Source organism: Ruminococcus gauvreauii, from assembly GCF_025151995.1.
In the GTDB taxonomy this organism is placed as follows: domain Bacteria; phylum Bacillota; class Clostridia; order Lachnospirales; family Lachnospiraceae; genus Ruminococcus_G; species Ruminococcus_G gauvreauii.
On the sequence record NZ_CP102290.1, the window covers coordinates 2,750,316 to 2,776,945 of the forward strand.

A 26,630-nucleotide genomic window follows, 5' to 3' on the forward strand; every position below is an offset into this window, starting at 1 on the left:
AGGCAAAATGAGGGAGGGAAAATGTTGAAAGAAAATGTTTCAGAGAACAAATGCCGCCTTTACCAGTCGAGGAGAAGATTCATCAGGCTATGTCTGTTCGTCTGGTGCTTTTTTTGCCTTTGGATGAGTGCTTCAGTCGTTCAGGCAGAGACTATTGATGGTTTGAAAGCAAAGTTTCCGGAAGGAAAATATTGGAATCATGCAGGGAGCGCTTCGAATAATCCCGATGGATATACCAACACCCCATGTACGCATCATGGAAACTGTTCTAAAAATGATACAGATTATTCCGGCTGGTGCGGCTGTAATAGTTTCGGACAGGCGATCCAATGTTTTGGATTTGTGAATAAATTGACGTTTGATTATTATGGAAGTATATGTACGGGATGGAGGCAAACGAGATCACTCGATCAGTTAAAGGCAGGAGATGCGATTCGGTACAAAAATAACGGGCATTCTATCTGGGTGACTGCGGTAAATGGGGATACCATTACCTATGCAGATTGTAATTCTGATAGGCAGTGTAAAATTATGTGGGGTAAAACCATTTCAAAAAGTGAAGTGGCTGCCACATTGACAAACGTATACGTGGCACCTTATGCAGCTACAAATGCCTCGTCTGCCCCGACAAATCCAACCGTATCCAAAAGTGCATTTTGGTATGATATCAAAGATACAATATCCCTTTATATTCATGCGGATGGTGCCACAAGTTATTATATGTCCTTATTTAAAGACGGACAAAAAATTGTCGGAACTGATGTGAACAGCGGTACCTATACATTTGCAGCAGGCACCTATGGAGAAGGAGAGTATTCAGCATATTTTTCATGCACTAACAGCTATGGAACGGTTGACAGTTCATGGATCGAATTTGCAGTCGTAGGAAAACCAGGATATACAGGGCTAAATAAATCACAGGAATGGTATGATATCAAAGATACAATAGAAATTTCTGTAGATACGGTCTGTGCAAAAGGGGCAGTCATCGGAATCGATAAAGTCGGTGTGGGACGTGTGATTACCGAGGAGGTCAAAGACTATAAATATTCGATTGCTGCATCAGCACTTGGCATGGGAACATATTACGTATATTTTTCTGTGTATAATGGCTCTGGAACTGTGGATACGGAAGGAATTATGTTTTCTGTTGTTGGTGGGGCTTCTTATAGCAGCGTCAAAACAGAAAAGCGTTCTTACCTTTTGGAAGAGAACATAAAAATCACCGTAGACAGCATCTGTGCAAAAGGGGCAGTTATCGGAATTGATAAGGTTGGTGCAGGGCGCGTGATCACAGAACAGGTAACGGATAATACTTACTTTGCTGCTGCATCGACGTTGGGAGCAGGAGAATACAGCGCTTATTTCAGTGTATATAATGGTTCCGGAGGGTGTGATACAGAATATGTTTCATTTACGATTGTTGATAAAAAAAATCTGGGAGACGAATTCTACGCTTATATTGAACATACGGATTCAGGAACTGTGATTACCCAAAACGGAAATAATGTGGAGGGAGACGCCAAAGCGTGTGGAAACAATCAGGTATGGCATTTTATAAGACAGCCAGATGGTTCTTACAAAATCCTGTCAATGCTCGATGGCAGAGCTATGGATGTCACAAATTACGGAAGTTCGGGCGCAGGCACGAATGTACAGGTATACGATGAGTGGGACAGTACGGCACAGAGGTTTAATTTGTACTATTTGGATAGTGCATATTACGTGAAACCCATATGCTGTGATATGGTTTTAGATCTTAGCGCACAAACAAGTAACCTTCAGGTATGGGGAAGAGGTGATAACTGGAATACTCAAAAATTCGATATCTATAAAATAGACAAAAACGAGATCGGACATCATTCCTATGAACAGGAAATCATCCCGCCAACCTGTACGGCTAATGGTTATACAAATTATGTCTGCAGCGAATGCGGGGATGCTTATCAGGGGGACTATACACAAGCCAGGGAGCACAGCTTTACTGATTGGGAGATATCAAAAGAAGCTGCTTGTACAGAAGATGGAGAATGTATCAGAAGCTGCAGTGAATGCGGCATGACGGAAACGTCACTGATTAATGCAATGGGTCATCAATATCAGGATACAGTGTTAGAACCAACAGAAACTTCTCAGGGATATACATTACACACATGCCTGGTATGTGGGGATTCCTATCAGGATTCGCTTACTGACTGGATTCCGGAAGAACATCAACACATATTTGGCATGTGGCAGATCGTAGAGGAAGCCTCCTGTACCGTGCAGGGAATGGAAAAGCGCGTCTGCAGTGAGTGCGGGAAAATAGAACACCAGGTGATTTGGGCGGCTGGTCATCGGTTTAACAGTGTGGTGTTTGCACCGACATGTACGGAACCGGGATATACGCTGCACCAGTGTGAGGTATGCGGCACCTCTTATCAGGATACGTTGGTTGCCAAAACGGATCACCAGCAGGGGGAATGGAGAACTTATATTACCCCAACTTGTACCGTGGAAGGAGAGCAGACCAAAGAATGCGTCAATTGCGGGAAAGTCCTGCAGACACAAAAATTATTAAAAACAGCTCATCAATGGGGAAGTGGTGTGATTCAGGAAGCACCAGACTGTACAAAAACAGGTATCATGCAGTATTTATGTGCTGCATGTGGTGCGGAAAAAGAGGAAGCAATTTCTGCGACCGGACATACCTGGAATGCAGTACAGACAGTTGATCAGGAACCAACCTGTACAGAAACCGGGATCAAAAGCATTCACTGCAGCATCTGTAATGTTATAAAAGAAAACAGTGAAGAAGAGATTCCCCTTGCAGCTCACACGGAAGTAAAAGATACGGCAGTGCCCCCGACTTGCACCAAGGCAGGAAAGACCGAAGGAAGTCATTGTTCCGTATGTAATACTGTGATAAAAGAGCAGGAAGAAATCCCTGTCATCAGCCACACCTACCAATTCGACAGTCTCACGAAAGCGACACTTAGTGCAGACGGCAAGATCATAAGAAAATGTACAGGCTGTGGCAAGACGGCGACACAAATCCTCTCTTACCCAAAGACGATTACGCTGTCCAATACAAAGTATACTTACAATGGAAAGGTCATCAAGCCAACAGTCACCGTAAAGGGTGCAGACGGAAAGGAAATCCATCCTGCAAACTATAGCGTTACGTATTCTCCGGGATGCAAAAATGCAGGTACTTACAATGTGATCATTACTTTCAAAGCAAATTACAGCGGAAAAGTCACGAAAAGTTTTACAATCAATAAAGCGTCGCAGACACTGACCGCATCCAGCCACACAAAAGTTTTTGGAAATGCACCATTTTTTACAGGAACTAAGAAGACAAAGGGTGACGGCAAATTAAGCTTTACCTCCAGCAACACGAAGATCGCGACGGTCTCAGGTACGGGAAAGATTACGATCAAAGGTATTGGAAGAACAACGATTACGATTACTGCGGGAGCAACAACGAATTATAATAAGGCTACGAAAGCGATCGCCGTGACGGTCAACCCAAAGGGGACGTTCATCTCGAGTGTCAAAAACAGCTCTTCCTCCAGGATGGATATCAGCTGGAATAAAAACACAGCGGTTACCGGATATCAGGTTCAGTATGCCACGAACACCTCATTTTCAGGGGCAAAGACATTAACCATAAATAAAAACAGTACATTGAGCACGTCGGTTTCCAGCCTGACCAAAGGAAAAACATACTATGTTCGAGTACGCACCTATAAAAAGGTTTACAGTACTACTTATTATTCTTCATGGAGCGCGGCAAAAAGTGTAAAGATTGCGATTGAAAATCCTTACCTTTCAAAGACATCAATTTCGCTCAACGCAGGCGCAAAGTATGGGTTGAAACTGAGTGATACAACGCAAAAGGTAACCTGGTCCTCGAGTAATCCATCGGTGGCCGCCGTCTCGTCAAATGGCATGGTGACCGGAAAGAAGGCAGGAACAGCAACGATAACCGCGAAAATCGGAAGCAAAACATACACATGTAAAGTGACCGTAAAGGGGAGCATCAGCGTGACGGTTTACTGGACACCGAATGGGTCAGTATATCATTCCACCAGAGAGTGCCCGTCACTTGCAAGATCTAAGACAATTAAAAGCGGGTCCGTATCACAGAGCGGAAAGAGCAGAAAATGTAAGGTTTGCTATTAGAAGATACCTTACGAAACTGTAAGTTAAAGAAAACTTGATTTTTCTTGATTTTACGGCGTTTGCAGGGGATTTTGATGAGAAGTTTACCCCTATTTTACCCCTTTGAAAAAAGCCCTGATATGATACCAAAAACTGAATATTCAGATATTAGCATAAGTCCATTATTGACTCTTGATCGAGCAGATAGTGGGCTTATTTTAATGCCTAAATAAGGTCACAGCCACTGCATTTAAATGGCTCTACAGGGCAAATACGAAGTCACAGGGGTATTCTGTGACGACAAATACAGTAAAAATGAAAACACGATTTCATGACAAAATGAGAGGAGGCATCATGATGGAAAATAAAACGGTATTCGGTGATTTAATCAATATGGTAAAAGAGGAAAGCGGATATTATAAACAAGATATTAAGCCGATCCTAAAAGCATTTTTGAAGGTGATCAGAGCTGAGCTGCAAAAAGGGAATCGGATATATCTGCGGGAATTCGGTTCTTTTTACCCGCAACTTGTAAAGAAAAGGAAATTTTCAAACGATTGGACAGATGGAGAATATATCATCCCGGAGCATACGACGTATAAGTTTAAATTTACAAAGCATTTTATTGAGCATATCGATGACGAAGAAGAGTTTGATCTGGTAGATGATGAGGAGGAATAAGGTATATTAAATTTTGATACCTTTGTTTATTTGATACAGGGGTGTATTTTAAATCGTAACAGGGAACCAGAGACAGTATGTACATGATTGCTGCTGTCTCTTTTATTGCGCATAAAATAAGGAGATGTATCAACAAAATGGATGAAACAAAAATATGTAAGGCATGTGGCAGGGAATTGCCGATTGATCGATTTGAGCTGATAAAACCAAAGGATGGGAAGACATATCGTATCTCTACATGCAGAAAATGCCGGTATGAAGAACGAGCGATGAACAAAAACAAATTAAGCGACAACATTGATATTATCATACGCAGGCAGTATAAAGAAATAAAACCAGAACGAATATTAGATTTAACCCTGACAGATATTGTTCCAATTGGTGAAGATGAGGTCTTTGTGAAGCTGATGGATTATCCCGGGTATTGGCTGTCCAATTACGGGCGATGTATTCATTTCAGGAATGGCGAAAAATATGTGTTGTTACCGGGAAGCTATGATAAATATCAGGTATTGAAATATGGGGTCAGAAAAAATGTGTTTTCAGGCGGCAAATGGACTACCAAAAGAGAAATCTTATATGCACCGAAAGCAGTCGTGCAGGAATTTGTCGTAAAATCAGATATTGAAAATAATGTTTACGTATGGCATCGAGGATTTGACAAAGCGAATAATTACTATAAAAACCTGATTCCGCTGAATAAGGAACAGTACAGAATCGTAAAGAATCATTACAATCAATATGGCGAGGACTCAGAAGAGTTTATTATCAAAGTCATGAATGATATCAAATTTAAACTGGACACATAGAGTAAAAAATGCATGGAGCCGGTGATGTGTGGGATTGGATATCGCGGAAGTAACAATGTTGACTGTAATTCTGAGGCGTATCATCGGTGGCATGATATGTTGAGCCGCTGTTATAATGAAAAATTCCATCAGCGACAACCACAGTATAAAGACGGCACGGCATGCGAGGAATGGAAGAATTTCAGCAACTTCAAATGTTGGCATGAGAAACATAAATATGGCGATGAGCAACTGGATCTGGACAAAGATATTTTGTTTAAAGGCAATACGGTATATAGCCCGGAGACCTGCTGTTTTGTGCCGCATATTATCAATACGGTATTTATTAACGGGAAATCTGCCAGAGGTGATTTGCCAATTGGGGTTAGCTACGACAGAGAGAAAAAGAAATATCGGGCTTGCGTTGCATTTATGGGACAAAGTATAAAACTGGGAAGGTTTGATTCTGCGGAAAAGGCATTTGCCAGATACAAAGAATACAAGGAAGATCTAATTCAGGATTTAGCGGAACAATACAAAGAAGATATACCGGATAAGGTGTATCAGGCGATGATGGAGTGGAAAGTTGAGATTACTGATTGATGATGGGCATATCGGATAGAGATATCTGGTTTGCCCTTGTTACGGCTGGAAAAAGGTACATATGTCAATTTTGAGAATATAATTTTTGCAAAATAAAGTAAATCTAAAAAAATAATATATTGATATATAATTATATTATAATGTGTTATTATGTATTTACAAAGTATTTTATTATGGACAAAGTGGAAAATAATTAAAACCGTATTGGGGAATATGAGAGGAGGAGATTCCATTGGTAAGTGAATTTGGCCATAAAACTATTCAATAATAAATAAGGAGGAATTTGAATATGTTCAGATGGAATTTCAAAAGAAAAACTTGGTGTTTATTATTATTAATATGTATGGTAACACAAATGATGTGCATTCCTGTGTTTGCGCAGGATACATCTTCAAAGATTACTACAACTGTAAAAATCACAGATTTAGCTACTGGAGAAGTAAAACAATATGAAATTGATGATGCAAGATCAATAGCAGAGGTTGATGGAGAAGGCAGACCAGTTACAACTACTATTATTGAGGTCGGTGGCAGCCAAAGTGATATGGCTCGTGCAGGGCAATCTAATTATGATGATTTTTCTGGCTGGCGTGGTACAGTAACAATTTCATATACAGATAATGGAACCTATGCGAATCTTACAAAAGCTACTGGAAATTGGACGAGAAGAAGTGGTTCGACTTCTATTTCCGGAATGTCAATGACTTACGGTCAGGCTTTAGGAACAAATAGAAGAAATAGCTCTATTGGGTTATCTTCAAATTCGACCACAACGGTTACACCCTCATGGCCTGCGGGAAAATATGGATATGGTATTGGGCACTACTTAGGTGCCACTATTCACGCAACAATAGGTGGTAAATATGTTTATATCAGCTGTAATGTTAATTATTAAATAATAATGCTTTACATATTAACTTAATTTGTATTTAAAAAGTAGGCATATTGGATGAGGCATCTGATATGCTTACTTTGATACAGCCATATTAAATACTTTTGGAAGGTGAATTTTAGACGTCAGTAAATGCAAGAGTCGCTTAGTCAGAGGCGTTAATTATTTTGTCCGAATTTTGAGTAATGAAAGGCAAAGCTGCAATTTATATTTAAAGCGATCAGCAATTTTATATTAAAATGATTATGGAGCAATTTAAGGAGAGTGGCTATGAAGTCAGAGAATAAAATAAAACAGAATAAAAATAAGACCGCATTACTGGTTATGTCTGCAATTTTGTCCGTAGCATATCTGGTATTAGATCTGCTGCTATATCCATACTTAGCGCGGCTGCAAAGCATACGGTATACACCATATGTCCTCTACTATTGCAATACCATAAGAGTTGTGGGAATATTTGTTGTGATGTTGTTTTTGTTGCTGTTTTTAAATAAAAAAAATGTTGTAACACTGGGGCACAAAAATAGAGTGATGTTGTATGCCGGTATAGGAATATATGTCATTTATTATTTGCTGTTTTTTCTGAATTTTGGGATTGGAGTAGGATTTATAGGTGGTGAAATTATTATACAAATATCAGTGATTCACTCCTGGATTTTATGCATCCCCGCAATATTTCTGGCATTGGGACTTGTGAAGGAATAATTGTAATATCACGCCTCAACAGTATGAGTGAAAATATCATAGTCACTTGATAGAAGTCATGACAAATTTGCCAAAAGATGATATAATTAAATCATTAATATTAACACGTATCAGAAATTGTGGTGTTACGTGGAAGTCATGGCAAACAGGCGGAAGCCTGTGACGCAAAACTACAGGGTCTAAGCGATTAAGTACGACAGCCAGTTGCAGCACTAGGTGAGCATTCTCTGATGGGGGTGCTTTTTTGTTTGGATGAAATGAGGGAGGAAAAGTATAATGAAGGGAATGAGAAGTCTTACGGTATTATTGTCGGCGGTAATGCTGGTTACTGCTTTGCCACTGGATGTATCAGGAGCCAGTGAGGATGTTGTGTCGGGTGGAGAAATGATTCTGGAACAGGAGGAAGATGAGGAGATTATAGAAACTCCTGAGTCAGAAGATGAGGTTGATACTGTGCTTCCGAAGGCTGAGTTAGAAGTGGAGGAAGTTCCGGAAACTTCATCAGTTCCAGTTTTGGATAGTCGTTCCGGAAGTGTTTTGAAGATTGGAGTTGGTGAAACAAAGAGACTGGAAATTGATGGTTATAACGCAGATGAGTGTCAATGGGAATGTAAAGAGGATGGGGTACCAGAAGGATGGACTTATATTAGTGGAGAAGTACACTGGTCAAATAAGGAAGTAACAGGAAATGTATATGTTGCATCAGACGCCCAACTGTATGTTGATTCATCCTCTACAATAAATGGAAATATATATGTTTATGGCCAATTATATGCGAATTCCAGGTTAACAGTAACCGACAGCATCAACGCATACCAGTATGGGAGCATGATGTCGTCAGGTGTTTTTGATGGTGAACATGGCTATGTTGTTGGTAGCATTAAAGCAAACCGTATGAATATAACTGCGAGCGCCTTGGATCCGACTTTCAGTGTAATATCTGAAGATAATATTAACAGTAATAAGGTGGCAGTTGTTGACGCAGGAGGTGTTGTTACTGGAATAAAAGAGGGCAGTGCAACAGTGGTTATGACTTGTAATGGCGAGAGTCAAAAAATTTTTATAGAGGTACATACTTATGATAAATGGGCAGCAGATAAAGACCCGACCTGCACAGAAACCGGAATTCAAAGCATTCATTGCAGCGTATGTGATGCAATAAAAGAAGACAGCGAAACAGAAATTGCTCTTATTGCCCACACGGAAGTAAAAGATGAAGCGGTATCACCAACCTGCACACAGCCGGGGAAGACCGAAGGAAGCCATTGTTCCGTATGTAACACTGTGATAAAAGAGCAGGAAGAAATCCCTGTCATCAGCCACACCTACCAATTCGACAGTCTCACGAAAGCGACACTTAGTGCAGACGGCAAGATCATAAGAAAATGTACAGGCTGTGGCAAGACGGCGACACAAATCCTTTCTTATCCGAAGACTATTACGCTTTCCAATACAAAATATACCTACAATGGAAAGGTGATGAAGCCGACTGTCACCGTAAAAGGTGCAGATGGAAAAGAGATTCATCCTGCAAACTATACTGTTTCGTACTCTCCGGGATGCAAAAACGCGGGGACCTACAATGTAGTCATTACTTTCAAAGCGAATTACAGCGGAAAAGTCACGAAAAGCTTTATGATCAATAAAGCTTCACAGACATTGAGCGCAGCCAATCATACGAAAGTTTACGGAAACGCAGCATTTTTTACAGGAGCCAGACAGACAAAAGGCAACGGGAAATTAAGTTTTACATCCAGTAATCCGAAGGTTGCAACAGTTTCAAGTACAGGAAAGATCACGATTACGGGTATTGGAAGGACAACGATCACGATCACCGCGGCGGCGACAACGAATTATAACAAAGCGACAAAAGCGATCACCGTGACGGTCAATCCGAAGGCAACGTTCATCTCAGGTATAAAAAACAGTGATTCCCGCAAGATGAGTATCAGTTGGAATAAAAATGGTACGGTTACCGGATATCAGGTTCAGTATGCCACGAATGATTCATTTTCCGGAGCAAAGACATTGACAATATCAAAGAACAGCACATTGAGCACATCAGTCTCAAATCTGCCAAAGGGAAATACGTATTATGTCCGGGTGCGCACCTATAAAAAAGTTTACAGCACGACGTATTATTCTTCATGGAGCGCTGCAAAAAGTGTAAAGATCACAATGGGAAATCCTTACCTGTCAAAGACATCCATTTCACTTAACGCAGGTGTAAAATACGGATTGAAACTGTGTGATACGACACAGAAGGCGGTCTGGTCCTCAAGTAATTCAGCGGTGGCTGCTGTTTCGTCGAGTGGTGTGGTGACCGGAAAGAAGGCGGGGACGGCAACGGTAACTGCGAAAATCGGTGGTAAAAGCTATTCCTGTAAAGTGACCGTAAAGGGCAGCATCAACGTGACGGTTTACTGGACGCCAGGTGGGTCAGTATACCATTCTACCCGGGATTGCCCGTCACTTGCCAGATCTAAAACCATTAAGAGCGGGTCCGTATCACAGAGCGGAAAGAGCAGAAAATGCAAGGTTTGCTATTAGAAGATACCTTACGAAACTGTAAGTTTAAAAAGGAGAATGTAAGCCAAAACTAAGGCGAGGCATTCTCCTTTTTGCTATACTTCAAACATGAAAGGGACACAGAGTTCTATGAGATAAAAACTGGAGGTAACAGATATGGCATTATTAGAAGTGCAGAATTTAAAAAAAGTATATACGACACGTTTCGGGGGGAATCCCGTGCAGGCGCTTTCAAATGTATCTTTTTCAGTGGAGAAAGGAGAGTTTGTAGCGATTATGGGGGAATCGGGGTCAGGAAAGACGACGCTGCTGAACATTCTGGCGATGCTGGACTCCCCGACGAGCGGAGAGGTTTTACTGAATGGAAAAAGCAGTGATTCGATCAAGGAGGCCGAGATCTCAGCATACCGCCGGGATCATCTGGGATTCGTATTCCAGGACTTCAATCTGCTGGATACATTTTCACTCCGGGATAATATCTATCTGCCGCTGGTGCTGGCGGGAAAATACTACAAGGAGATGGAGCGGAGGCTGGACCCGATCGCAAAAGAGCTGGGGATTGAGGAGTTGCTGTCAAAGTATCCATATGAGGTATCCGGAGGGCAAAAACAGCGGGCAGCGGTGGCCAGAGCACTGATCACCAAACCTGAACTGATCCTGGCAGATGAACCGACCGGGGCGCTCGACTCAAAAGCCAGCCGGGGACTGCTGAAGACATTCCGGCATATCAACGAGGCTGGACAGACGATCCTCATGGTGACACATTCCGTGCGTGCCGCCAGCAATGCCTCACGTGTGCTTTTTATCAAAGACGGAGAGGTGTTCCATCAGATTTATAAAGCATCCAGCACGTCGGAAGAGATGTATCAGAAAATCGCGGACGCTCAGTCTGTGATTATGACCGGCGGTGATGAGGGTGAACTCGGCAGTTCACTCATCTCTGATTCGAATCGCAGCGGGCGAGGGATGGGAGGCAATCATGAATAAGCGGGGATTATACCGGAAACTGGCCCGTACGAATATCAAAAAAAATACAAGGACATATCTGCCGTATATAGCAGCCTGTATTATGACGGTCGCCATGTTTTATAATATGTATTTTCTGGCGGGAAATTCAGCCACGAAGAGCGGAAGCCTCAAGTCCATGCTGGAAATGGGAAAATGGCTGGTCGGGATTTTTTCCTTTTTCTTTTTGTTCTACACGAACAGTTTTCTGGTCAGGCGCAGGAAAAAAGAGTTCGGCCTCTATAATATACTTGGACTGGAAAAACGACACATTGCAAAAGTGATGCTCTGGGAAACACTGTATACGGCACTGGCGGGTATTGGTCTGGGGCTGGTGTTCGGCATTCTGTTCAGTAAGCTGATGATTCTGCTGCTGTACCGTATTCTGCATTTTGATATTGCTTACGGGTTTTCCATATCAGCAAACGGCCTGGCTGTGACAGCCGTCTTTTTCCTTGTTCTTTTTCTGCTGATCCTGCTGAACAGCCTGCGTCAGGTCCACACGGCAAGCCCGATCGAGCTGCTTCACGGAACTGAGGTGGGTGAGAAAGAACCAAGGACAAAATGGCTGCTGGCTGTCATCGGGGTTCTGTGTCTGGGCGGGGGCTATTACATTGCGATTGCTACCGAGAATCCGCTGGCAGCCCTGACATGGTTCTTTTTTGCGGTGCTTCTCGTGATCATCGGAACCTACTGTCTGTTTACCGCGGGGAGTATCGCTATTTTGAAGATGCTGCGAAAGCATAAGGCATACTATTATAAAACCAGTCATTTTGTATCGGTGTCGGGGATGATCTACCGGATGAAACAGAATGCGGCTGGTCTTGCCACGATCTGCATTCTCTGCACCATGGTGCTCGTCATGATCTCCTCGACGGTGTCACTGTACAGCGGGATGGACGATCTGCTGGATACGCGCTTTGCATATGACATGAAGATAAGTGCTGATTACAGGCCGGGAGACGAATTCGACAGAGCGCAGCAGCTGCAGAAAGTAAAAGAGGCAGCCGGACAGTCTGCATGCACGGATATAGACATCCGGGACTATACGGAGCGCTACTTCCCTCTCGTTAAAACGGATGACGGGTTTACATCGGATGAGGAGGCATCTTCCGGTGTATCAGATATGATATCTTTCTATGTACTTACCCAGGAAGATTTTAAACGTATAGGGGGAGAACAGCTGGAACTGTCGGATGGGGTGGCAGTATACGATTCGACAGAATCAGTATCGGATACTTTCGAGCTTTTCGGAGATGAATTAACTGTAGAAAAACGGCTCGATTCCATACCTCAGAAAAGTGCAATGCAGGACATTGTGCAGGTTGTCTGCGTGGTTGTACCGGATGAAGAGATGCTGCTGAACTTATACGAACTGAAAACACAGGCATTTGGGGACGATCAGGGAACTGGAATCAACTATATCATCGGATTGGACATGAACGGCAGCAAAGAGGAGAAAATGGCCTGTGCAGAACTGGTAAGAACTGCGGTAAGTCAGGAGGCCGATAACTCTTACTTCTCTTATGTGGAATCAAAGCAGGAGTCCGAGGCGGATTTTTATGTGACATACGGGGGACTGTTTTTCCTTGGGATCTTCCTGGGGGCGCTGTTTGTGATGGCGACAGTGCTGATTATCTATTATAAACAGATCTCGGAGGGCTATGATGACGCCGGAAAATACGAAATCATGCAGAAAGTGGGCATGAGCAGGCAGGAAGTCAAGGCATCCATCCGTTCACAGGTGTTAAGTGTGTTCTTTCTGCCGCTTCTGATGGCCGGGGTGCATATTGCCTTTGCATTTCCCATCATTTCCCGGCTGCTGGCACTCATGAACCTCACGAACACGGTGCTGTTTGCAGGGTGCACCGTTACCACACTGATTATTTTTGCTGTTTTTTATGCAATCGTCTATGCGCTGACGGCCAGAACTTATTATCGGATCGTGAAAGCGTAGAAGGACTATTCATCCCCCGAAAGTTGTGGTAGAATGAGCGCAGGAATGATATCAACGGATGAGGGGGACAAATGGACGATGAACAAAAAACTTATGCGGCTTGCTTCATATTATAAACCATATAAAGGTCTGTTTTTTTCAGATTTGCTGTTTGCAGTTACGGGAGCGGGAATTACCTTGGTAATTCCCCTTCTTGTGCGTTATATCACATCAAATGTGACGGAGATGGATCTGGCAGATGCGAGGCAGATGATCCTGAAGCTTGGTATTTTGATGATTGCCATGGTACTGATTGAGGCGGGCTGCAACTATTTTATTACTTATTTCGGACATATGATGGGTGTATTCATAGAGCGGGATATGAGAAATGAAATCTTCGGGCACTATCAGAAGCTTTCTTTTGCATTTTACGATAATCAGAAAGTGGGGCATCTGTTATCACGCATTACGAGTGATCTGTTTGACATCAGCGAGCTGCTGCACCACGGTCCGGAAGACCTGGTGATCTCACTGATCAAACTGGTTGGTGCTTTTATCATATTGCTGAACATCAACGGCACGCTGGCGTTGGTGGCGATTGTCATTGTTGTGGTGATGATGATCTATGCCGTGTATTTCAACCGGGCGATGAAACATGCGTTTAAGGAGAACCGTGCCCGCATTGCGGATATCAACAGCCAGATCGAGGACAGCCTGGCAGGCATCCGGGTCGTCAAATCCTTTGGAAATGAGAAGAAAGAGCTATCCAAATTCCAAAGCGGCAATGAGCGCTTTGTGGATTCAAAACGGAAGAGCTATCGTTATATGGCAGGATATCATTCCGGAATGGGGGCGTTTACGACGCTGATCACGGTAGGATCTCTGATTGCAGGTGCGCTTCTGATGGCAGACGGGAAACTGCTGGTGGCAGACCTGGTGACCTTTCTGCTCTATATCAACAACTTTACTGAACCGGTCAAAAAGCTGGTCAACTTTACGGAGCAGTTTCAAAATGGATACAGTGGTTATGACCGGTTCCTTGAGGTTATGGAGATAGCTCCGGATATCAAGGACGGACCGGATGCTGTTTCGGTGGATCATGTCAGCGGTGATGTGGAATTTGACCAGGTATCGTTTCACTATGAAGACCATAGCCAGAATGTTCTCTCGCACGTAAATCTGAAGGTGAATGCGGGAGAATATGTTGCGCTTGTCGGCAGTTCAGGGGCAGGAAAGACAACGCTGTGCAGCCTGATTCCGCGCTTTTATGACGTGAGCAGCGGGGAGGTGAAGATTGACGGGATCAATGTGCGTGATATCAAACTGAAAGACCTGCGGCGGCAGATCGGGATCGTACAGCAGGATGTCTATCTGTTCGCGGGGACGGTCATGGATAATATCCGCTACGGAAAACCGGACGCCTCGGACGAGGAGGTGATCCGGGCGGCGAGGGCGGCAAACGCCCATGAATTTATCAGTGAGCTGGTGGACGGCTATGATACAGACATCGGACAGCGCGGAATCAAACTTTCCGGCGGACAGAAGCAGAGGCTTGCGCTTGCAAGAGTATTCCTGAAAAATCCTCCGATCCTTATCTTTGATGAAGCAACCTCGGCGCTGGACAATGAGAGTGAGAAGGTCGTACAGAAATCGCTGGAAGATCTGGCGAAGAACCGGACTACGTTTGTCATCGCGCACCGCCTTTCGACGATACGCAATGCAAAGCGAATCCTTGTGCTGACACAGGATGGCATTGCTGAGGAAGGGACGCATGAGGAGCTGCTGAAAAAGGATGGTATTTATGCAGGGTTATATCAGATACAGTTCTGAAAGATGCGATGCAGGATGAAGTAGTGGCAAATTCCACATTTGCCGCGATCTGTTAAACTGAATAAGTGGAGCTGGTTAAAAGCTGGCGTGAGGCGTGAAGCCGGGTATTTATGATATATTGAGATGGTGAATACCCGGTTGCTTTTTGCCGTAAAACCGGGTATACTGTTGTTCTGAATTGAACAATTTATGCAGGTCAGGTATTGCGCTAATGCCTGATGGAACACAGAGAGGAAAATCGATGAAGACTTGGAAAGATAATGTAAGAAGTGTCGTTCCTTACGTGCCGGGTGAGCAGCCGGATGATCCGGATATGATAAAATTAAACACGAATGAGAATCCATATCCGCCGTCGCCGATGGTGGAACAGACGCTGAAGGATATGAGGACAGATACGTTTCGGCTTTATCCGGATCCTACAGCACACAGGCTTGTGAAAGCGATCGCCGATTATCACGGGCTGAGAGAGACGGAAGTATTCGTCGGGGTGGGGTCTGATGACGTGCTGGCTATGGCGTTCATGACTTTTTTTAACGGCAGCGATCCAATTTTGTTTCCGGATATCACATATTCATTTTACGATGTATGGGCAGAGCTTCTGAGAATTCCATATGAAAAAATACCGCTGAACGGCGAGTTTGATATTGTTGCCGGTGATTATAAAAAGGTGAACGGAGGAATTGTTTTCCCGAATCCCAATGCGCCGACGGGGGCAGAGCTGTCCCTGGAGTCAGTGAGAGAGATCATCGAATCCAACAGAGAATCTGTCGTAGTTGTGGACGAGGCTTATGTGGATTTTGGTGCGGAAACGGCGCTGCCGCTGATCAGAGAGTATGACAATGTTCTCGTCGTGCGCACATTTTCAAAATCCCGTTCCATGGCAGGCCTGCGTATCGGTTATGCCTGCGGTAATGAAGAGATGATCCGCTGTCTGAACGACGTGAAATATTCGTTTAATTCCTATACGATGGACGCCACGGTGCTGGAGCTGGGTGAGGCATCCATAAAAGATGAAACATATTTCCGGGAAACGATCGGCAAGATCACTGAGACACGGGAATGGACACAGGCGCAGCTGGCGCGTCTGGGATTTTCTTTTAAAGATTCCAAGGCAAATTTTGTCTTTGCGGCGCATGAAAGCTGCCCGGCATCGGAATTATTTGCCAGACTCCGCGAGGAACATATCTATGTCCGTTACTTTAATAAGCCGCGGATCAGCAATCACCTGAGGATAACCATCGGAACACCGGAAGAGATGAGAAAGCTGATAGAGTTTCTGGAACACTATTTAGCAGAGAGAAAAGAAAAGGGAGAAGCATAACATGGATTCACTGGTACAATGGTTTACCGCCAACCTGACACCTTATATATCGGAAACGGCTGTAGTTTTTATCATTTCACTGCTGCCGATTCTGGAGCTTAGAGGAGGGCTGCTGGCCGCATCCCTGCTGCAGGTACCGTATCTGACGGCGCTGCCTCTTTGCATCATCGGGAATATCCTTCCGATTCCATTTATTCTGCTGTTCATTAAACAGATTTTCAAATGGATGAAGAAGACGAGATTGTTCCGGCCGATGATCGAATGGCTGGAACGCAAGGCGATGGGAAAAAGTGATAAGATAGAGAAGTATGAGTTCTGGGGACTGGTATTGTTTGTAGGGATTCCGCTTCCGGGAACCGGGGCATGGACGGGAGCACTGATTGCATCGCTTCTTGATATTGATATTAAGAAATCATCTCTGGCGATTCTTCTTGGGATTTTCCTGGCGTCTGTGATTATGAGTATCGTGTCATACGGATTGCTTGGCAGTATCATCAGATAAGAACAGATGGGAATACAATGATATAAACAGATATATATGAAGCTGCGTCCAATTTCAGGACGCAGTTTTTGTTTTTTAGTGAAAAACATAATTATCAGGAAATTTAATATAATTCATACAATAAACAGTGTACTTGTGGTAAAGGTAATGGTTATGAAAATAATAGAAAAAAATTTAAAAAATGTGTTGACAAATAGAACGGCATCTGTTATTATAAATACATCAAAAGAAACCAGTCAACAAACACTCAACAGAGTTCATAATTTCTACATATAAATTTATATAAAGAATTATGAAGAAGGAGGTTAGTCCATTGGGAGAGGTACATAATAACAATCAATATGAAAGTGGTATGGCATAGCAGTTCCCCGCGAGAAGACCTTTTAATAAGATGAAAAATTGACTTCCATATTTTCGAAAAGAAAAAACAAAGGAAAAAGCTAAAAGGTATATATAGAGCTGGCCTTCATATTGAACATATACCACAAAAAATAATTCAAAGATTATGATATGTAAAGAAATATGATAATCAACATTTTGAATTATTCCTCAGAAGCAGAAGATGAGACAGTGAATACTTTATAAAAGAATCTGAAACAAATCTAAGGATTCATAGATCGAAATTGAAAGATAAGAGTTAAGGACAAAATCGGAAGAAGAAAAATAGTAAGGAACAAAAGAAAATCTTTATCCCAATATCAGATATGCGAGACGAGAAATCGGGTATTTGAAGGTGGAATTGAACACATCCAAAAGTGAAACCAGGAGATATAGTTGAGATTTTAAATAATCAGAAATGAAATTTAAAAATCTATAGAAATATCGAATGAAATCATCAGAGGAGAGAATCAAATAAAGAGAATCTTTCATTCCTGAAAAAGAATTCAGAAGATAGAAGTGAGAAGCTGTGATCCGAAGAAGAGAAGTATAATCCAAAGGTTTAAAGTAAGAGGAATTTATAAAAATCACATTTCAATCAAAGCATATGAGAAGCATATTAAATGATTTCATTTATTTAAAAGATAGAGAAAGAATTTAATATGAGATAAATATATATAACTTCTAAGTAAGTTTATCACTTACGAGCAGGGAATATCAAATATTTAAATTTATATAGATAATTGAATATGGAACTATTGATGTTTCGTAAAGAAGTAAATTTGACATATAATATTTAAGAGAGAGAGAAGAAAAAATTGAATAACGAAGATTCATAAGCAGCCGTTATATCGAAAAACAGATATAGCGGTTGCTTGTTTTTGTACTTTTATATATAATGATGTTGGAGTCAAAAGGTAATTTGTGTAAAATCCTTGCCTGATTGAAAGGGAGTAATGAATATGACCCAGTTCCGAATGAGAAATCTCGAAGAAAGCATAGTATATGAAGATTGTGATATGATTGTGATAAACAAACCGGCAGGGATGGCGGTACAGAGTGCAAGATTTGGCCAGATGGACCTGGAGAGCGCTGTTAAAAATTATTTATCTGAGAAAAACAGCGCTGGATTGCAGGGAATTCCTTATCTGGGGATCGTTCATCGTTTGGATCAGCCGGTGGAAGGTCTGGTGATTTTCGGAAAGACAAAAAGGGCTGCAAGAGACCTGAGCCGGCAGATTACCGATGGTACATTGGAAAAGTATTATCTGGCAGTTGCTGAGACGGATCATGTGCCGGGAGAGGGTATGCTGGAAGATTATCTGGTAAAAGACGGCAGAGAAAATCGTTCCAGGGTAGTTGAACGGTCGGAAAAAAATGCGAAACGGGGGATATTACATTACCGGCTGATAGAACAGCGCGGCCTGAGGGCATTAGTGGAGATCAGACTTTTGACGGGCAGACATCACCAGATTCGTGTACAGATGGCGCATGCGGGAATGCCGCTTGCAGGAGACCCAAAATACAATGCCGGGGCAGAAAATGAAACGCTGGCTTTGTGTGCATATAAACTGCGGTTTACGCACCCGGCAACGGGTAAAAAAATGAGCTTTCAGATACCGGAAGAGGACCTTGAACGGTATTATAAAGAAGCAAAAGCTGAATAAGAAGGGAGAATGAAATGGGTAAGAAATGTCTGAGCCTTTTACTGGCCGGGTTATTACTGGCAGTTACGGTGGGGTGCGGGAAAGACGATTCCGCAAAGTTAAACGAGGGGGAGGAGCAGACAGAAGAGAAAGATAACGAGCAAGAGGTTAAAGAAAGCCAGGCGGAAGATTCGGGAGTGGAGATTGAACTGCCGGATGAGCAGAAACTGAAGACGGACTATACGACGGTAAAAGGACTGGAACTGACAGCTGCCTCTCATATTGCGGTCGTTGTAAAAGGGAAGAAGTCTAATTACTGGAAAGCTGTGCAGACCGGTATGCAGCAGGCGATTGATGATCTGAATGAAGAAGCAGGGTTTGTCGATGATGACAAGATATATATGACTTTTGAGGCACCCGAACATGAAAGTGATGCGGAAGGCCAGATTAACATTGTGGATGCTGTGTTGTCGGAGAATCCTCAGGTGCTGTGCCTGGCGGCCATTGATATGGGGTCATGTGAAGCTCAGCTGGAGACGGCTGAGGAAAACGGAATACCGGTGATTATCCTGGATTCTGGGGTGATGACGGATGAGCTTGTCTATACCGTGTGTAAAACGGACAACAGGGAGGCGGGAGCGGAAGCAGCACGCCGTTTGAGTCAGGGGATGAATGAATCGGGAGAAGTGCTGATTGTTGCGTCGCAGCGTAAAGGGGAATCCATATCCGAACGTGTGCAGGGATTTTTGAGTGAAACACAGGATTCTCACGGTTCCGTAGTGGTTATGGAGGTAATTTACGCGGATGATCCGGATGATGACAGAAGTGTAAAAGACAGATTATTGTCAGTGCTGGAGGAAAGACCTGGCATCAAGGGGATCTTTGCGACTGATGAGACGATGGCATCTGAGGTCCTGGACGTTCTGGACACAGAAGAAAATGCCCATATTCTGATGGTGGGGTTTGATTCCGGTTCCAGACAGCAGGAGGCCATCCGAGATGGTAAAGAGTATGGGACTGTTTGTCAGAATCCGTTTGGCATGGGATATGCGACGATAACTTCGGCTGCCAGGGCGATTCTGGGGCTGGAGAATGATAAAGTGATCGACGCAGGCTATCAGTGGATAGACAGCAGTAATATAGACCACGAAGAAAACCAGAAATTTTTATATGAGTGAGAGTAGGAGAAAATGGCTGGAACGATAAGACAGATAGCACAGATTGCCGGGGTTTCCCGCGGAACAGTTGACCGGGCGCTTAATCACAGAGGGAGAATAAACCCTGAGGTAGCCCGGAGAATCTGGGAAATAGCTGAGGAACTGGATTATCATCCGCGAAAAAAAGCGGAAACGGACGAGAATCAAGAGGGCGAACTTCGTATCGGAGTGATTACACAGATGTCGGAGTCCTCTTTCATGATTCCGGTGCATCAGGGTATCGCGGACGTTGAAAAAGAGCTGAGAGAACGGAATGTGGTTCTTTATATCCGCAATATTGTCTCGGTGGATGAGCAGGAGCAGTTAAAAGCCATCGATGAACTGGACAAACTTCGGATATCGGGACTTGCAATCATGCCCGTGGAGTGTGACAGTGTCAGAAGCCGCCTTAACAGGCTGATGGAGGAGCGGCATATACCGGTTGTGACATTTAATTCTGATATCGTCGGTACGAAGCGCAGCTGTTTTGTGGGTCTTGATAACAGAAAAAGCGGCCGTGCCGCCGCAGGGCTGATGGGAATGCTGACGCGGGGCAGCGGAAAAATACTGATCATTACCGGTTTTTTTACCAACAGTGTCAACAGCCTGAGGGTAGAAGGATTTATCGAAGAAGTAAAGCAGTCGTTTCCGGATATGGAGCTGCTTGGCGTACAGAGCAGTTCCGGGGATGCCAAAGAAGTGGAGCAGATTATTGTGAACACCATGCATATGATGCCGGATCTGGCTGGGATTTTCGTGGCGTCACGGGGGCAGGGCGGTGTGTGCTGTGCGCTTGACAAAATCAGGCCAAAACACAGGCCGTATGTCATCGTGTACGATATGACACCGAAAAATGCCGAGGCTCTGGAAAAGAATTACTTTGATTTCCTGATTGATCAGGAAGGGTATGTTCAGGGGTACCGGGCGATTCACCTTCTGTATGATCATCTGATCAAGGGAAGAGAATTAAATCAGGATATGATGTTCACAGACATTAAAATTCTTACAAAATACAATATTTAGAATTAATTGGCACGCTGTGCGTGCCAAGTGCGTGCCAAAACTTTTGTGCAATCCCTCCAACTGAGGGATTTTTTTTTGTGTATAATATAAAATAAGGGAATATCCACAAAAAATGCTTGCGCGAAAGAGGCTCAGGTGTTAGAATAAGTGCATAAAAGGTAAGTAAATTGCGTGTCAAAAAGGCACGCAAGCAGGTGAGGCATCGGAGGATGCCGCGTAGAATAGGAGGATATTGAGCAATGGAAAAAACAACCAGAATGACAGTTGCCCAGGCAATTGTAAAATTCCTTGACAATCAGTACGTCAGCCTTGACGGTCAGGAGACAAAATTTGTTGAAGGCTTCTTTACCATCTTCGGACATGGTATCGCTGTCGGTCTTGGAGAGGCGCTGGATACAAATCCTGGTCAGTTAAAAGTTATGCAGGGAAGAAATGAGCAGGGTATGTGCCATACTGCAATTGCATTTGCAAAACAGCACAACAGAAGAAAGATCATTCCCTGTGCATCTTCTGTAGGACCTGGAGCTGCCAACATGGTTACAGCATGTGCTACTGCAACTGTAAATAATATTCCGCTGCTGGTATTCCCGGCAGATACATTTGCCTCCAGACAGCCAGATCCGGTTCTGCAGCAGCTGGAGCAGAGCAACAGCCTTGCTGTCACAACAAATGATGCGTTTAAACCGGTTTGTAAATACTGGGACCGCGTGACACGTCCGGAACATATCATGACGGCGCTGATCAGCGCAATGCGTGTGCTGACTGATCCGGCTGAAGCAGGCGCATGCTGCATTGGGCTTTGTCAGGACGTAGAGGGTGAGTCTTTTGACTTCCCGGACTACTTCTTCCAGAAGAGAGTACACAGGATTACAAGACCGGTTGCAGTTGACGAAGAACTGGAAGATGTTGCGGCAGTGATCGCAGAAGCGAAAAAACCGCTTATCATTGTAGGCGGCGGTGTGAAATACTCTGAAGCAGGCGAAACGGTTGAGAAATTCTGTGAAGAATTTAAAATTCCATTCGGCGAGAGCCAGGCAGGTAAGAGTGCCTGCAAATCAAGCCATCCATACTGCCTGGGCGGTATCGGTGTTACGGGAACACTTGCTTCCAATGTCATTGCGAAAGATGCAGATGTTGTCATTGCGATCGGAAGCAGACTGTCTGATTTTACGACAAGCTCTAAGAGACTGTTTACAAATTCAGATTCAAAATTTGTTACAATTAATAACAACAGATACCACGCATACAAAATGGATGCAGTAAAGGCTGTCGGTGATGCCAAGGTTACGATCGAAGCGCTGGCTGAGAAGCTGAGAGCAAAGGGCTATGTTTCTGCATACAGCGGAGAGATTGAGGCGGCTAAAAAGGCATGGGATGAGGAAATGGCTCATCTGGCAGGCATTACATACACAGGCGATGACTTCGATCCGATCATCAAAAACAGAGATCCGCGTACTGTTCCGGAATTTGTTAAAATGACGGGCGGAATGATCACACAGACGGCCGCACTTGCAGCGATCCGCGAAGTGATCGACAAAGATGCCAACTACATTACAGCAGGCGGAAGTCTTCCAAGCTGTTCACAGAGAATGTGGACAACAGATAAACGCTGCGGATACCATGCAGAGTACGGCTATTCCTGTATGGGATATGAAGTTGCGGCAACACTCGGCGTGAAAATGGCTGATCCGGACAACGAAGTATACGCAGTTGTCGGAGATGCAAGCTTCCAGATGCTGCACAGCGAGATCATGACCATCATGCAGGAAAAACAGAAAGTTAACATTTTAGTATTTGACAACTGTGGATTCGGATGCATCAACAATCTGGAGATGGGCCATGGTATCGGAAGCATTGCTACTGAGTTCCGTTACAGTGAAGGACAGAAGCCGTGTGGTGACCTGATCCCGGTTGACTACGCAAAAGTTGGCGAGGGATACGGCCTGAAGACATATACATGTAAGACGATTCAGGAACTGAAAGATGCTCTGGAAGATGCTAAGAAACAGACGGTTGCCTGCCTGTTTGATCTGAAAGTTATTCCGAAAACGATGACTGACGGATATGAGTCATGGTGGAATGTTGGCATTGCTACTACTTCTGAGAAAGAAAGCGTTCGCGAAGCCTGCGAAGGTGTTATGGAAGGAAGAGCAGAAGCAAGAAAATATTGATGTCAGGGTGCTGAGTGCCGGTGGCACTTGTTTAGCACTGACCGAAGCGGAGATGCGGGAGCACATCGTGCGAAGCAATCCGTGGCATCAATCAGGGGCAAAATATCTTTGCCTCAACATCATACGATTTATAATTTGGTGGAGGGTTTTTGCCTTCCACCAAAATTGTATTTAAAGATATGCTGGAGGTGTAAAATGGGAAAAGATTTTGGCTATCCCGCCTGGAGTGCGGACGGTGAACAGATCGTAACAGAGTATGAAGGCGATTACAGCGATATGCTGATGGATATTCGGCTGTTCAGAATGAATTTGGGATCTGTGAAGACATTGAGAAAACCTGAGGAGGAGACTGCAGTGCTGCTGCTTCAGGGGAACATAAGCCTGGCATGGGATGGACAGGTGCAGCAGGTCTCCAGGAAAGATGTCTGGACGGAAGGGCTGTGGTGCCTGCACGTCTGCAAAAATGTTGAGATCACGGTTACGGCAAAGTCTGATGACGTTGAACTACTGATACAGTCCACTCATAATAACAGGACTTTTCCTTCAAAGCTGTACGGCCCCGAGGATGCGCCCTGGATCGAGAGGTGTCATGGGAAATATGGAGATACGGCGAAGCGGAAAGTCAGTACGATATTCGACTATGAATCAGCACCATATTCGAATATGGTGATCGGAGAAATCATGAATGAACCTGGAAACTGGTGCGGCTATCTTCCGCACACCCATCCGCAGCCGGAAGTGTATTACTTTAAGTTTGAGCGTCCGGAGGGGTTTGGAGCCAGCTTTGTAGGAGAAGATGTCTACTACATTAAGGATGGAAGTTTCAGTGCCATTCCGGGAGGCAAGACGCATCCGCAGTCTGCGGCACCGGGGTATCGGATGTTTATCGTATGGATGATCCGTCACTTCGATGACAATCCGTGGACGGTGGGCACGTATGATGAAAGATTCACATGGCTGGATGAGGTTTAATAAAATCTGCTGCAACGTATAGATTGCTGACTGTTGGAAGGGGACATATTATGGCAGTGACACTACAGGAAATTGCAGAACGCGCCGGAGTATCCCGGGGGACAGTTGACCGTGCGCTGAACAACAGGGGGCGGATCCGACCCGAGGTGGCAGACCGTATCCGGCAGATCGCCGAGGAGATGGGGTACCGTCCGAACCGTGCGGGCAAGGCGCTCGCCATGGCAAGACGATCTATCTGCATCGGGGTAGTTCTCCAGGAAGTCGAGACGATGTTCATGCGGGGGATTCTCGAAGGAATAGAGGCGGCAAGGGAAGAACTGGGTCATCTCGGGGCTTCCGTGGTCTTAAAAGAAATTAAAGGTTTGAACACGAAAGCGGTGATCGATGCGATGGAGGAGCTCCGGTCACAGAATGTACATGCGATTGCAATGAATCCATCCATGAACAGACGGACGAAGGAGACGATTGACCGGTTTGCGGATGAATATGGCATTCCGATTGTCACATTTAATACCGATCTTGAAGATTGCAGCCGTCTCTGTTATATTGGTCAGAATACGTATGAATGCGGGCGGGCGGCAGCCGGCCTGATGGGTGAAATCATTGGCGGGCGCGGAGAAGTGGGCGTTATCACGGGCTATGAGGCGAATCCTAGTCTGAACAAGCGGGTGGAAGGATTTCGTGATGAGATTGCAGCACGTTTTCCTGAAATAAAACTCGTTGGCGTACAGTATGCGTACAACAGCGACGCTATTGCTGAGGATATTACCAGGGAACTGGTGGAGCGCCACCCGGAGATCAGTGGATTATTTCTGACGGTAAATGTGGAGCAGGGAGTCTGTGCGGCGCTGGAAAAAGAGGGGATCATCGGAAGGGTGAAGATCATATCCAATGATTTGAATGAGAATAACAGAAAACTGCTGTGTGACGGAAACATCGCGTTTGTGCTGGAGCAGAATGCAAGAGTTCAGGGCTACGAACCGATTATGGTACTTTTTCATCTCGTGTTTGACGGAGAGAAACCGCAGTGTGAGTTTCAGTATACGGATCTTACGATACGAACCAGATATAATCTGCCGCCTGTATAACAGGCGGCATTATTTCTGGAAAAATGCATAAAAATGATCCGATAATATTGGGCATATTTCCAAATGGTGTACACGTGCACGCGGTGTTATACTGAAGATAGATTAAGGTGGGAAACAGTGACAGAGAAGTAAACTTATTATTCATTCTAAGGAGGATTTTGCTATGTTAAAAGTTGGTGTTGTAGGCTGTGGGATGATTGGTCAGGAGCATATTAAGCGGCTGAGCAAAAAGCTGCAGGGCGTACAGGTTGTCGCTGTGTCTGATGTGTTTGAAGAAGGCGCCAGAAAAGCTGCCGGGATCTGCGGGGCAAAAGTCTATACAGACGGAGCCGATCTTGTTGCAGACCCGGATGTAGAGGCAGTGGTAGTGACCTCGCCGGGGTTTGCGCACAAGGAAACCGTACTTCAGGCGATTGCGGCGGGAAAAAGAGTATTTTCGGAGAAACCGCTTGCTACGACAGCGGCGGATTGCAAGGAAATCGTAGAGGCTGAGATGGCATCCGGTAAACATCTTGTGCAGGTGGGATTTAACCGCCGGTATGATAAGGGCTACCATCAGCTGAAAGAAGTACTTATGTCGAAGAAATATGGGGAACCGCTGATGGCTCACTGCACGCACCGCAATCCTGTAGTGGCTGATACCTACTCTACGGAAATGGCCGTGCATGATACGCTGATCCATGAAATTGATGTGATGCACTGGCTGATCGACGACGAGTACGAATCGGCACAGGTTATTATGAACAAGAGAACAAAGAATGCATTGCCGCACCTTGCGGATCCCCAGTTCATGATTTTCCGGACCAAAGGCGGCATGACGATCGACGTTGAAGTGTTTGTGAACTGCAAATTCGGATACGATATCAATTGCGAAGTCGTCTGCGAAGAAGGAACTGTGAAGCTGGCGGCGCCGGCTACGCCGATCATTAAAAGTGACGCGAGTGTTGCAACCGGTATCGAGACGAGCTGGATCAACCGTTTTATCGAATCGTACGATACCGAACTTCAGGACTGGGTAAATGCCGCTGCCGAAGGTATCATCAACGGTCCTACGGCGTGGGACGGCTACGTTGCAGCAGTGACGGCAGACGCGTTTGTCAAGGCACAGAAGAGCGGTCAGGTTGAACCGATTGTCACAGGGGAAAAACCGGAATTTTACCGCTGAACGTCCGATGTGAAAAATGTGATGTTTTTCATGAAAACAGTTGATAAATCCTC

Annotated in this window: 19 protein-coding genes and 1 riboswitch; all 19 genes read left to right on the plus strand. The window is 44.4% G+C overall.

Going from position 1 to position 26,630, the window contains the following annotated elements:
- The first annotated feature begins 21 nt into the window (after positions 1–21).
- The 19 genes from NQ502_RS13215 (at position 22) to NQ502_RS13305 (ending at position 26,577) form a co-directional block, all read left to right on the plus strand.
- Positions 22–4,167, plus strand: a complete 4,146-nt coding sequence (locus tag NQ502_RS13215) for an RICIN domain-containing protein (protein ID WP_260046561.1) — start codon at positions 22–24, stop codon at positions 4,165–4,167.
- Positions 4,168–4,440: 273 nt separating this feature from the next.
- Complete coding sequence (locus NQ502_RS13220) at positions 4,441–4,827, plus strand: HU family DNA-binding protein (protein WP_083963537.1); 387 nt, start codon at positions 4,441–4,443, stop codon at positions 4,825–4,827.
- A 137-nt stretch (positions 4,828–4,964) separates the two neighbouring features.
- Positions 4,965–5,636, plus strand: coding sequence for a hypothetical protein (locus NQ502_RS13225; RefSeq protein ID WP_028530322.1), 672 nt, complete (start codon positions 4,965–4,967; stop codon positions 5,634–5,636).
- Positions 5,637–5,660: 24 nt separating this feature from the next.
- The gene (locus tag NQ502_RS13230; RefSeq protein ID WP_242830313.1) at positions 5,661–6,218 is read left to right on the plus strand and encodes an AP2 domain-containing protein; all 558 of its coding nucleotides are present in this window, start codon (positions 5,661–5,663) and stop codon (positions 6,216–6,218) included.
- Positions 6,219–6,507: 289 nt separating this feature from the next.
- Positions 6,508–7,113 carry a hypothetical protein gene (locus NQ502_RS13235; protein WP_028530321.1) on the plus strand — a complete coding sequence of 202 codons (606 nt, stop codon included), beginning with the start codon at positions 6,508–6,510 and terminating at the stop codon, positions 7,111–7,113.
- A 267-nt stretch (positions 7,114–7,380) separates the two neighbouring features.
- A complete protein-coding gene (locus tag NQ502_RS13240) occupies positions 7,381–7,815 on the plus strand; it encodes a hypothetical protein (protein ID WP_028530320.1) in 435 nt (144 codons plus the stop codon).
- Between the two features lie 130 nt (positions 7,816–7,945).
- A riboswitch (cyclic di-GMP riboswitch) is annotated at positions 7,946–8,027 on the plus strand.
- A gap of 64 nt (positions 8,028–8,091) precedes the next feature.
- Positions 8,092–10,365 (plus strand): Ig-like domain-containing protein, encoded by a 2,274-nt coding sequence (locus NQ502_RS13245; RefSeq protein ID WP_260046562.1) that lies wholly within the window; start codon positions 8,092–8,094, stop codon positions 10,363–10,365.
- Positions 10,366–10,500: 135 nt separating this feature from the next.
- Complete coding sequence (locus NQ502_RS13250) at positions 10,501–11,331, plus strand: ABC transporter ATP-binding protein (RefSeq protein ID WP_083963215.1); 831 nt, start codon at positions 10,501–10,503, stop codon at positions 11,329–11,331.
- Positions 11,324–13,306: an FtsX-like permease family protein gene (locus NQ502_RS13255; RefSeq protein WP_028528141.1), complete on the plus strand. Its 1,983-nt coding sequence runs from the start codon at positions 11,324–11,326 to the stop codon at positions 13,304–13,306. The genes NQ502_RS13250 and NQ502_RS13255 overlap by 8 nt, the downstream gene beginning before the upstream one ends.
- Positions 13,307–13,384: 78 nt before the next feature.
- Positions 13,385–15,115, plus strand: coding sequence for an ABC transporter ATP-binding protein (locus NQ502_RS13260; RefSeq protein WP_028528142.1), 1,731 nt, complete (start codon positions 13,385–13,387; stop codon positions 15,113–15,115).
- A 241-nt stretch (positions 15,116–15,356) separates the two neighbouring features.
- Positions 15,357–16,436: a histidinol-phosphate transaminase gene (gene hisC, locus NQ502_RS13265; RefSeq protein WP_028528143.1), complete on the plus strand. Its 1,080-nt coding sequence runs from the start codon at positions 15,357–15,359 to the stop codon at positions 16,434–16,436.
- A gap of 1 nt (position 16,437) precedes the next feature.
- Complete coding sequence (locus tag NQ502_RS13270) at positions 16,438–16,938, plus strand: COG2426 family protein (RefSeq protein ID WP_028528144.1); 501 nt, start codon at positions 16,438–16,440, stop codon at positions 16,936–16,938.
- A 1,340-nt stretch (positions 16,939–18,278) separates the two neighbouring features.
- Entirely contained in the window at positions 18,279–18,983 is a 705-nt protein-coding gene (locus NQ502_RS13275) for an RluA family pseudouridine synthase (RefSeq protein WP_242830252.1), read from the plus strand.
- 14 nt (positions 18,984–18,997) lie between these two features.
- Complete coding sequence (locus NQ502_RS13280; RefSeq protein ID WP_049898080.1) at positions 18,998–20,140, plus strand: substrate-binding domain-containing protein; 1,143 nt, start codon at positions 18,998–19,000, stop codon at positions 20,138–20,140.
- Positions 20,141–20,152: 12 nt separating this feature from the next.
- On the plus strand, positions 20,153–21,181 hold the full coding sequence (locus tag NQ502_RS13285) for a LacI family DNA-binding transcriptional regulator (protein WP_028528146.1): 1,029 nt from the start codon (positions 20,153–20,155) through the stop codon (positions 21,179–21,181).
- A 239-nt stretch (positions 21,182–21,420) separates the two neighbouring features.
- Positions 21,421–23,352 (plus strand): 3D-(3,5/4)-trihydroxycyclohexane-1,2-dione acylhydrolase (decyclizing), encoded by a 1,932-nt coding sequence (gene iolD / locus NQ502_RS13290; protein WP_028528147.1) that lies wholly within the window; start codon positions 21,421–21,423, stop codon positions 23,350–23,352.
- A 195-nt stretch (positions 23,353–23,547) separates the two neighbouring features.
- On the plus strand, positions 23,548–24,324 hold the full coding sequence (locus NQ502_RS13295) for a 5-deoxy-glucuronate isomerase (protein WP_028528148.1): 777 nt from the start codon (positions 23,548–23,550) through the stop codon (positions 24,322–24,324).
- 50 nt (positions 24,325–24,374) lie between these two features.
- On the plus strand, positions 24,375–25,412 hold the full coding sequence (locus NQ502_RS13300; RefSeq protein WP_028528149.1) for a LacI family DNA-binding transcriptional regulator: 1,038 nt from the start codon (positions 24,375–24,377) through the stop codon (positions 25,410–25,412).
- Between the two features lie 163 nt (positions 25,413–25,575).
- Positions 25,576–26,577, plus strand: a complete 1,002-nt coding sequence (locus NQ502_RS13305) for a Gfo/Idh/MocA family protein (RefSeq protein ID WP_028528150.1) — start codon at positions 25,576–25,578, stop codon at positions 26,575–26,577.
- Positions 26,578–26,630: the final 53 nt, after the last annotated feature.

Coding starts and splice junctions, on each gene's coding strand:
- NQ502_RS13280 (WP_049898080.1), top strand. CDS start 18,998: ATGGGTAAGAAATGTCTGAGCCTTTTACTGGCCGGGTTATTACTGGCA.
- NQ502_RS13215 (WP_260046561.1), top strand. CDS start 22: ATGTTGAAAGAAAATGTTTCAGAGAACAAATGCCGCCTTTACCAGTCG.
- hisC (WP_028528143.1), top strand. CDS start 15,357: ATGAAGACTTGGAAAGATAATGTAAGAAGTGTCGTTCCTTACGTGCCG.
- NQ502_RS13305 (WP_028528150.1), top strand. CDS start 25,576: ATGTTAAAAGTTGGTGTTGTAGGCTGTGGGATGATTGGTCAGGAGCAT.
- NQ502_RS13300 (WP_028528149.1), top strand. CDS start 24,375: ATGGCAGTGACACTACAGGAAATTGCAGAACGCGCCGGAGTATCCCGG.
- NQ502_RS13285 (WP_028528146.1), top strand. CDS start 20,153: ATGGCTGGAACGATAAGACAGATAGCACAGATTGCCGGGGTTTCCCGC.
- NQ502_RS13250 (WP_083963215.1), top strand. CDS start 10,501: ATGGCATTATTAGAAGTGCAGAATTTAAAAAAAGTATATACGACACGT.
- NQ502_RS13245 (WP_260046562.1), top strand. CDS start 8,092: ATGAAGGGAATGAGAAGTCTTACGGTATTATTGTCGGCGGTAATGCTG.
- NQ502_RS13225 (WP_028530322.1), top strand. CDS start 4,965: ATGGATGAAACAAAAATATGTAAGGCATGTGGCAGGGAATTGCCGATT.
- NQ502_RS13230 (WP_242830313.1), top strand. CDS start 5,661: ATGTGTGGGATTGGATATCGCGGAAGTAACAATGTTGACTGTAATTCT.
- iolD (WP_028528147.1), top strand. CDS start 21,421: ATGGAAAAAACAACCAGAATGACAGTTGCCCAGGCAATTGTAAAATTC.
- NQ502_RS13255 (WP_028528141.1), top strand. CDS start 11,324: ATGAATAAGCGGGGATTATACCGGAAACTGGCCCGTACGAATATCAAA.
- NQ502_RS13275 (WP_242830252.1), top strand. CDS start 18,279: ATGACCCAGTTCCGAATGAGAAATCTCGAAGAAAGCATAGTATATGAA.
- NQ502_RS13235 (WP_028530321.1), top strand. CDS start 6,508: ATGTTCAGATGGAATTTCAAAAGAAAAACTTGGTGTTTATTATTATTA.
- NQ502_RS13240 (WP_028530320.1), top strand. CDS start 7,381: ATGAAGTCAGAGAATAAAATAAAACAGAATAAAAATAAGACCGCATTA.
- NQ502_RS13295 (WP_028528148.1), top strand. CDS start 23,548: ATGGGAAAAGATTTTGGCTATCCCGCCTGGAGTGCGGACGGTGAACAG.
- NQ502_RS13270 (WP_028528144.1), top strand. CDS start 16,438: ATGGATTCACTGGTACAATGGTTTACCGCCAACCTGACACCTTATATA.
- NQ502_RS13260 (WP_028528142.1), top strand. CDS start 13,385: ATGAACAAAAAACTTATGCGGCTTGCTTCATATTATAAACCATATAAA.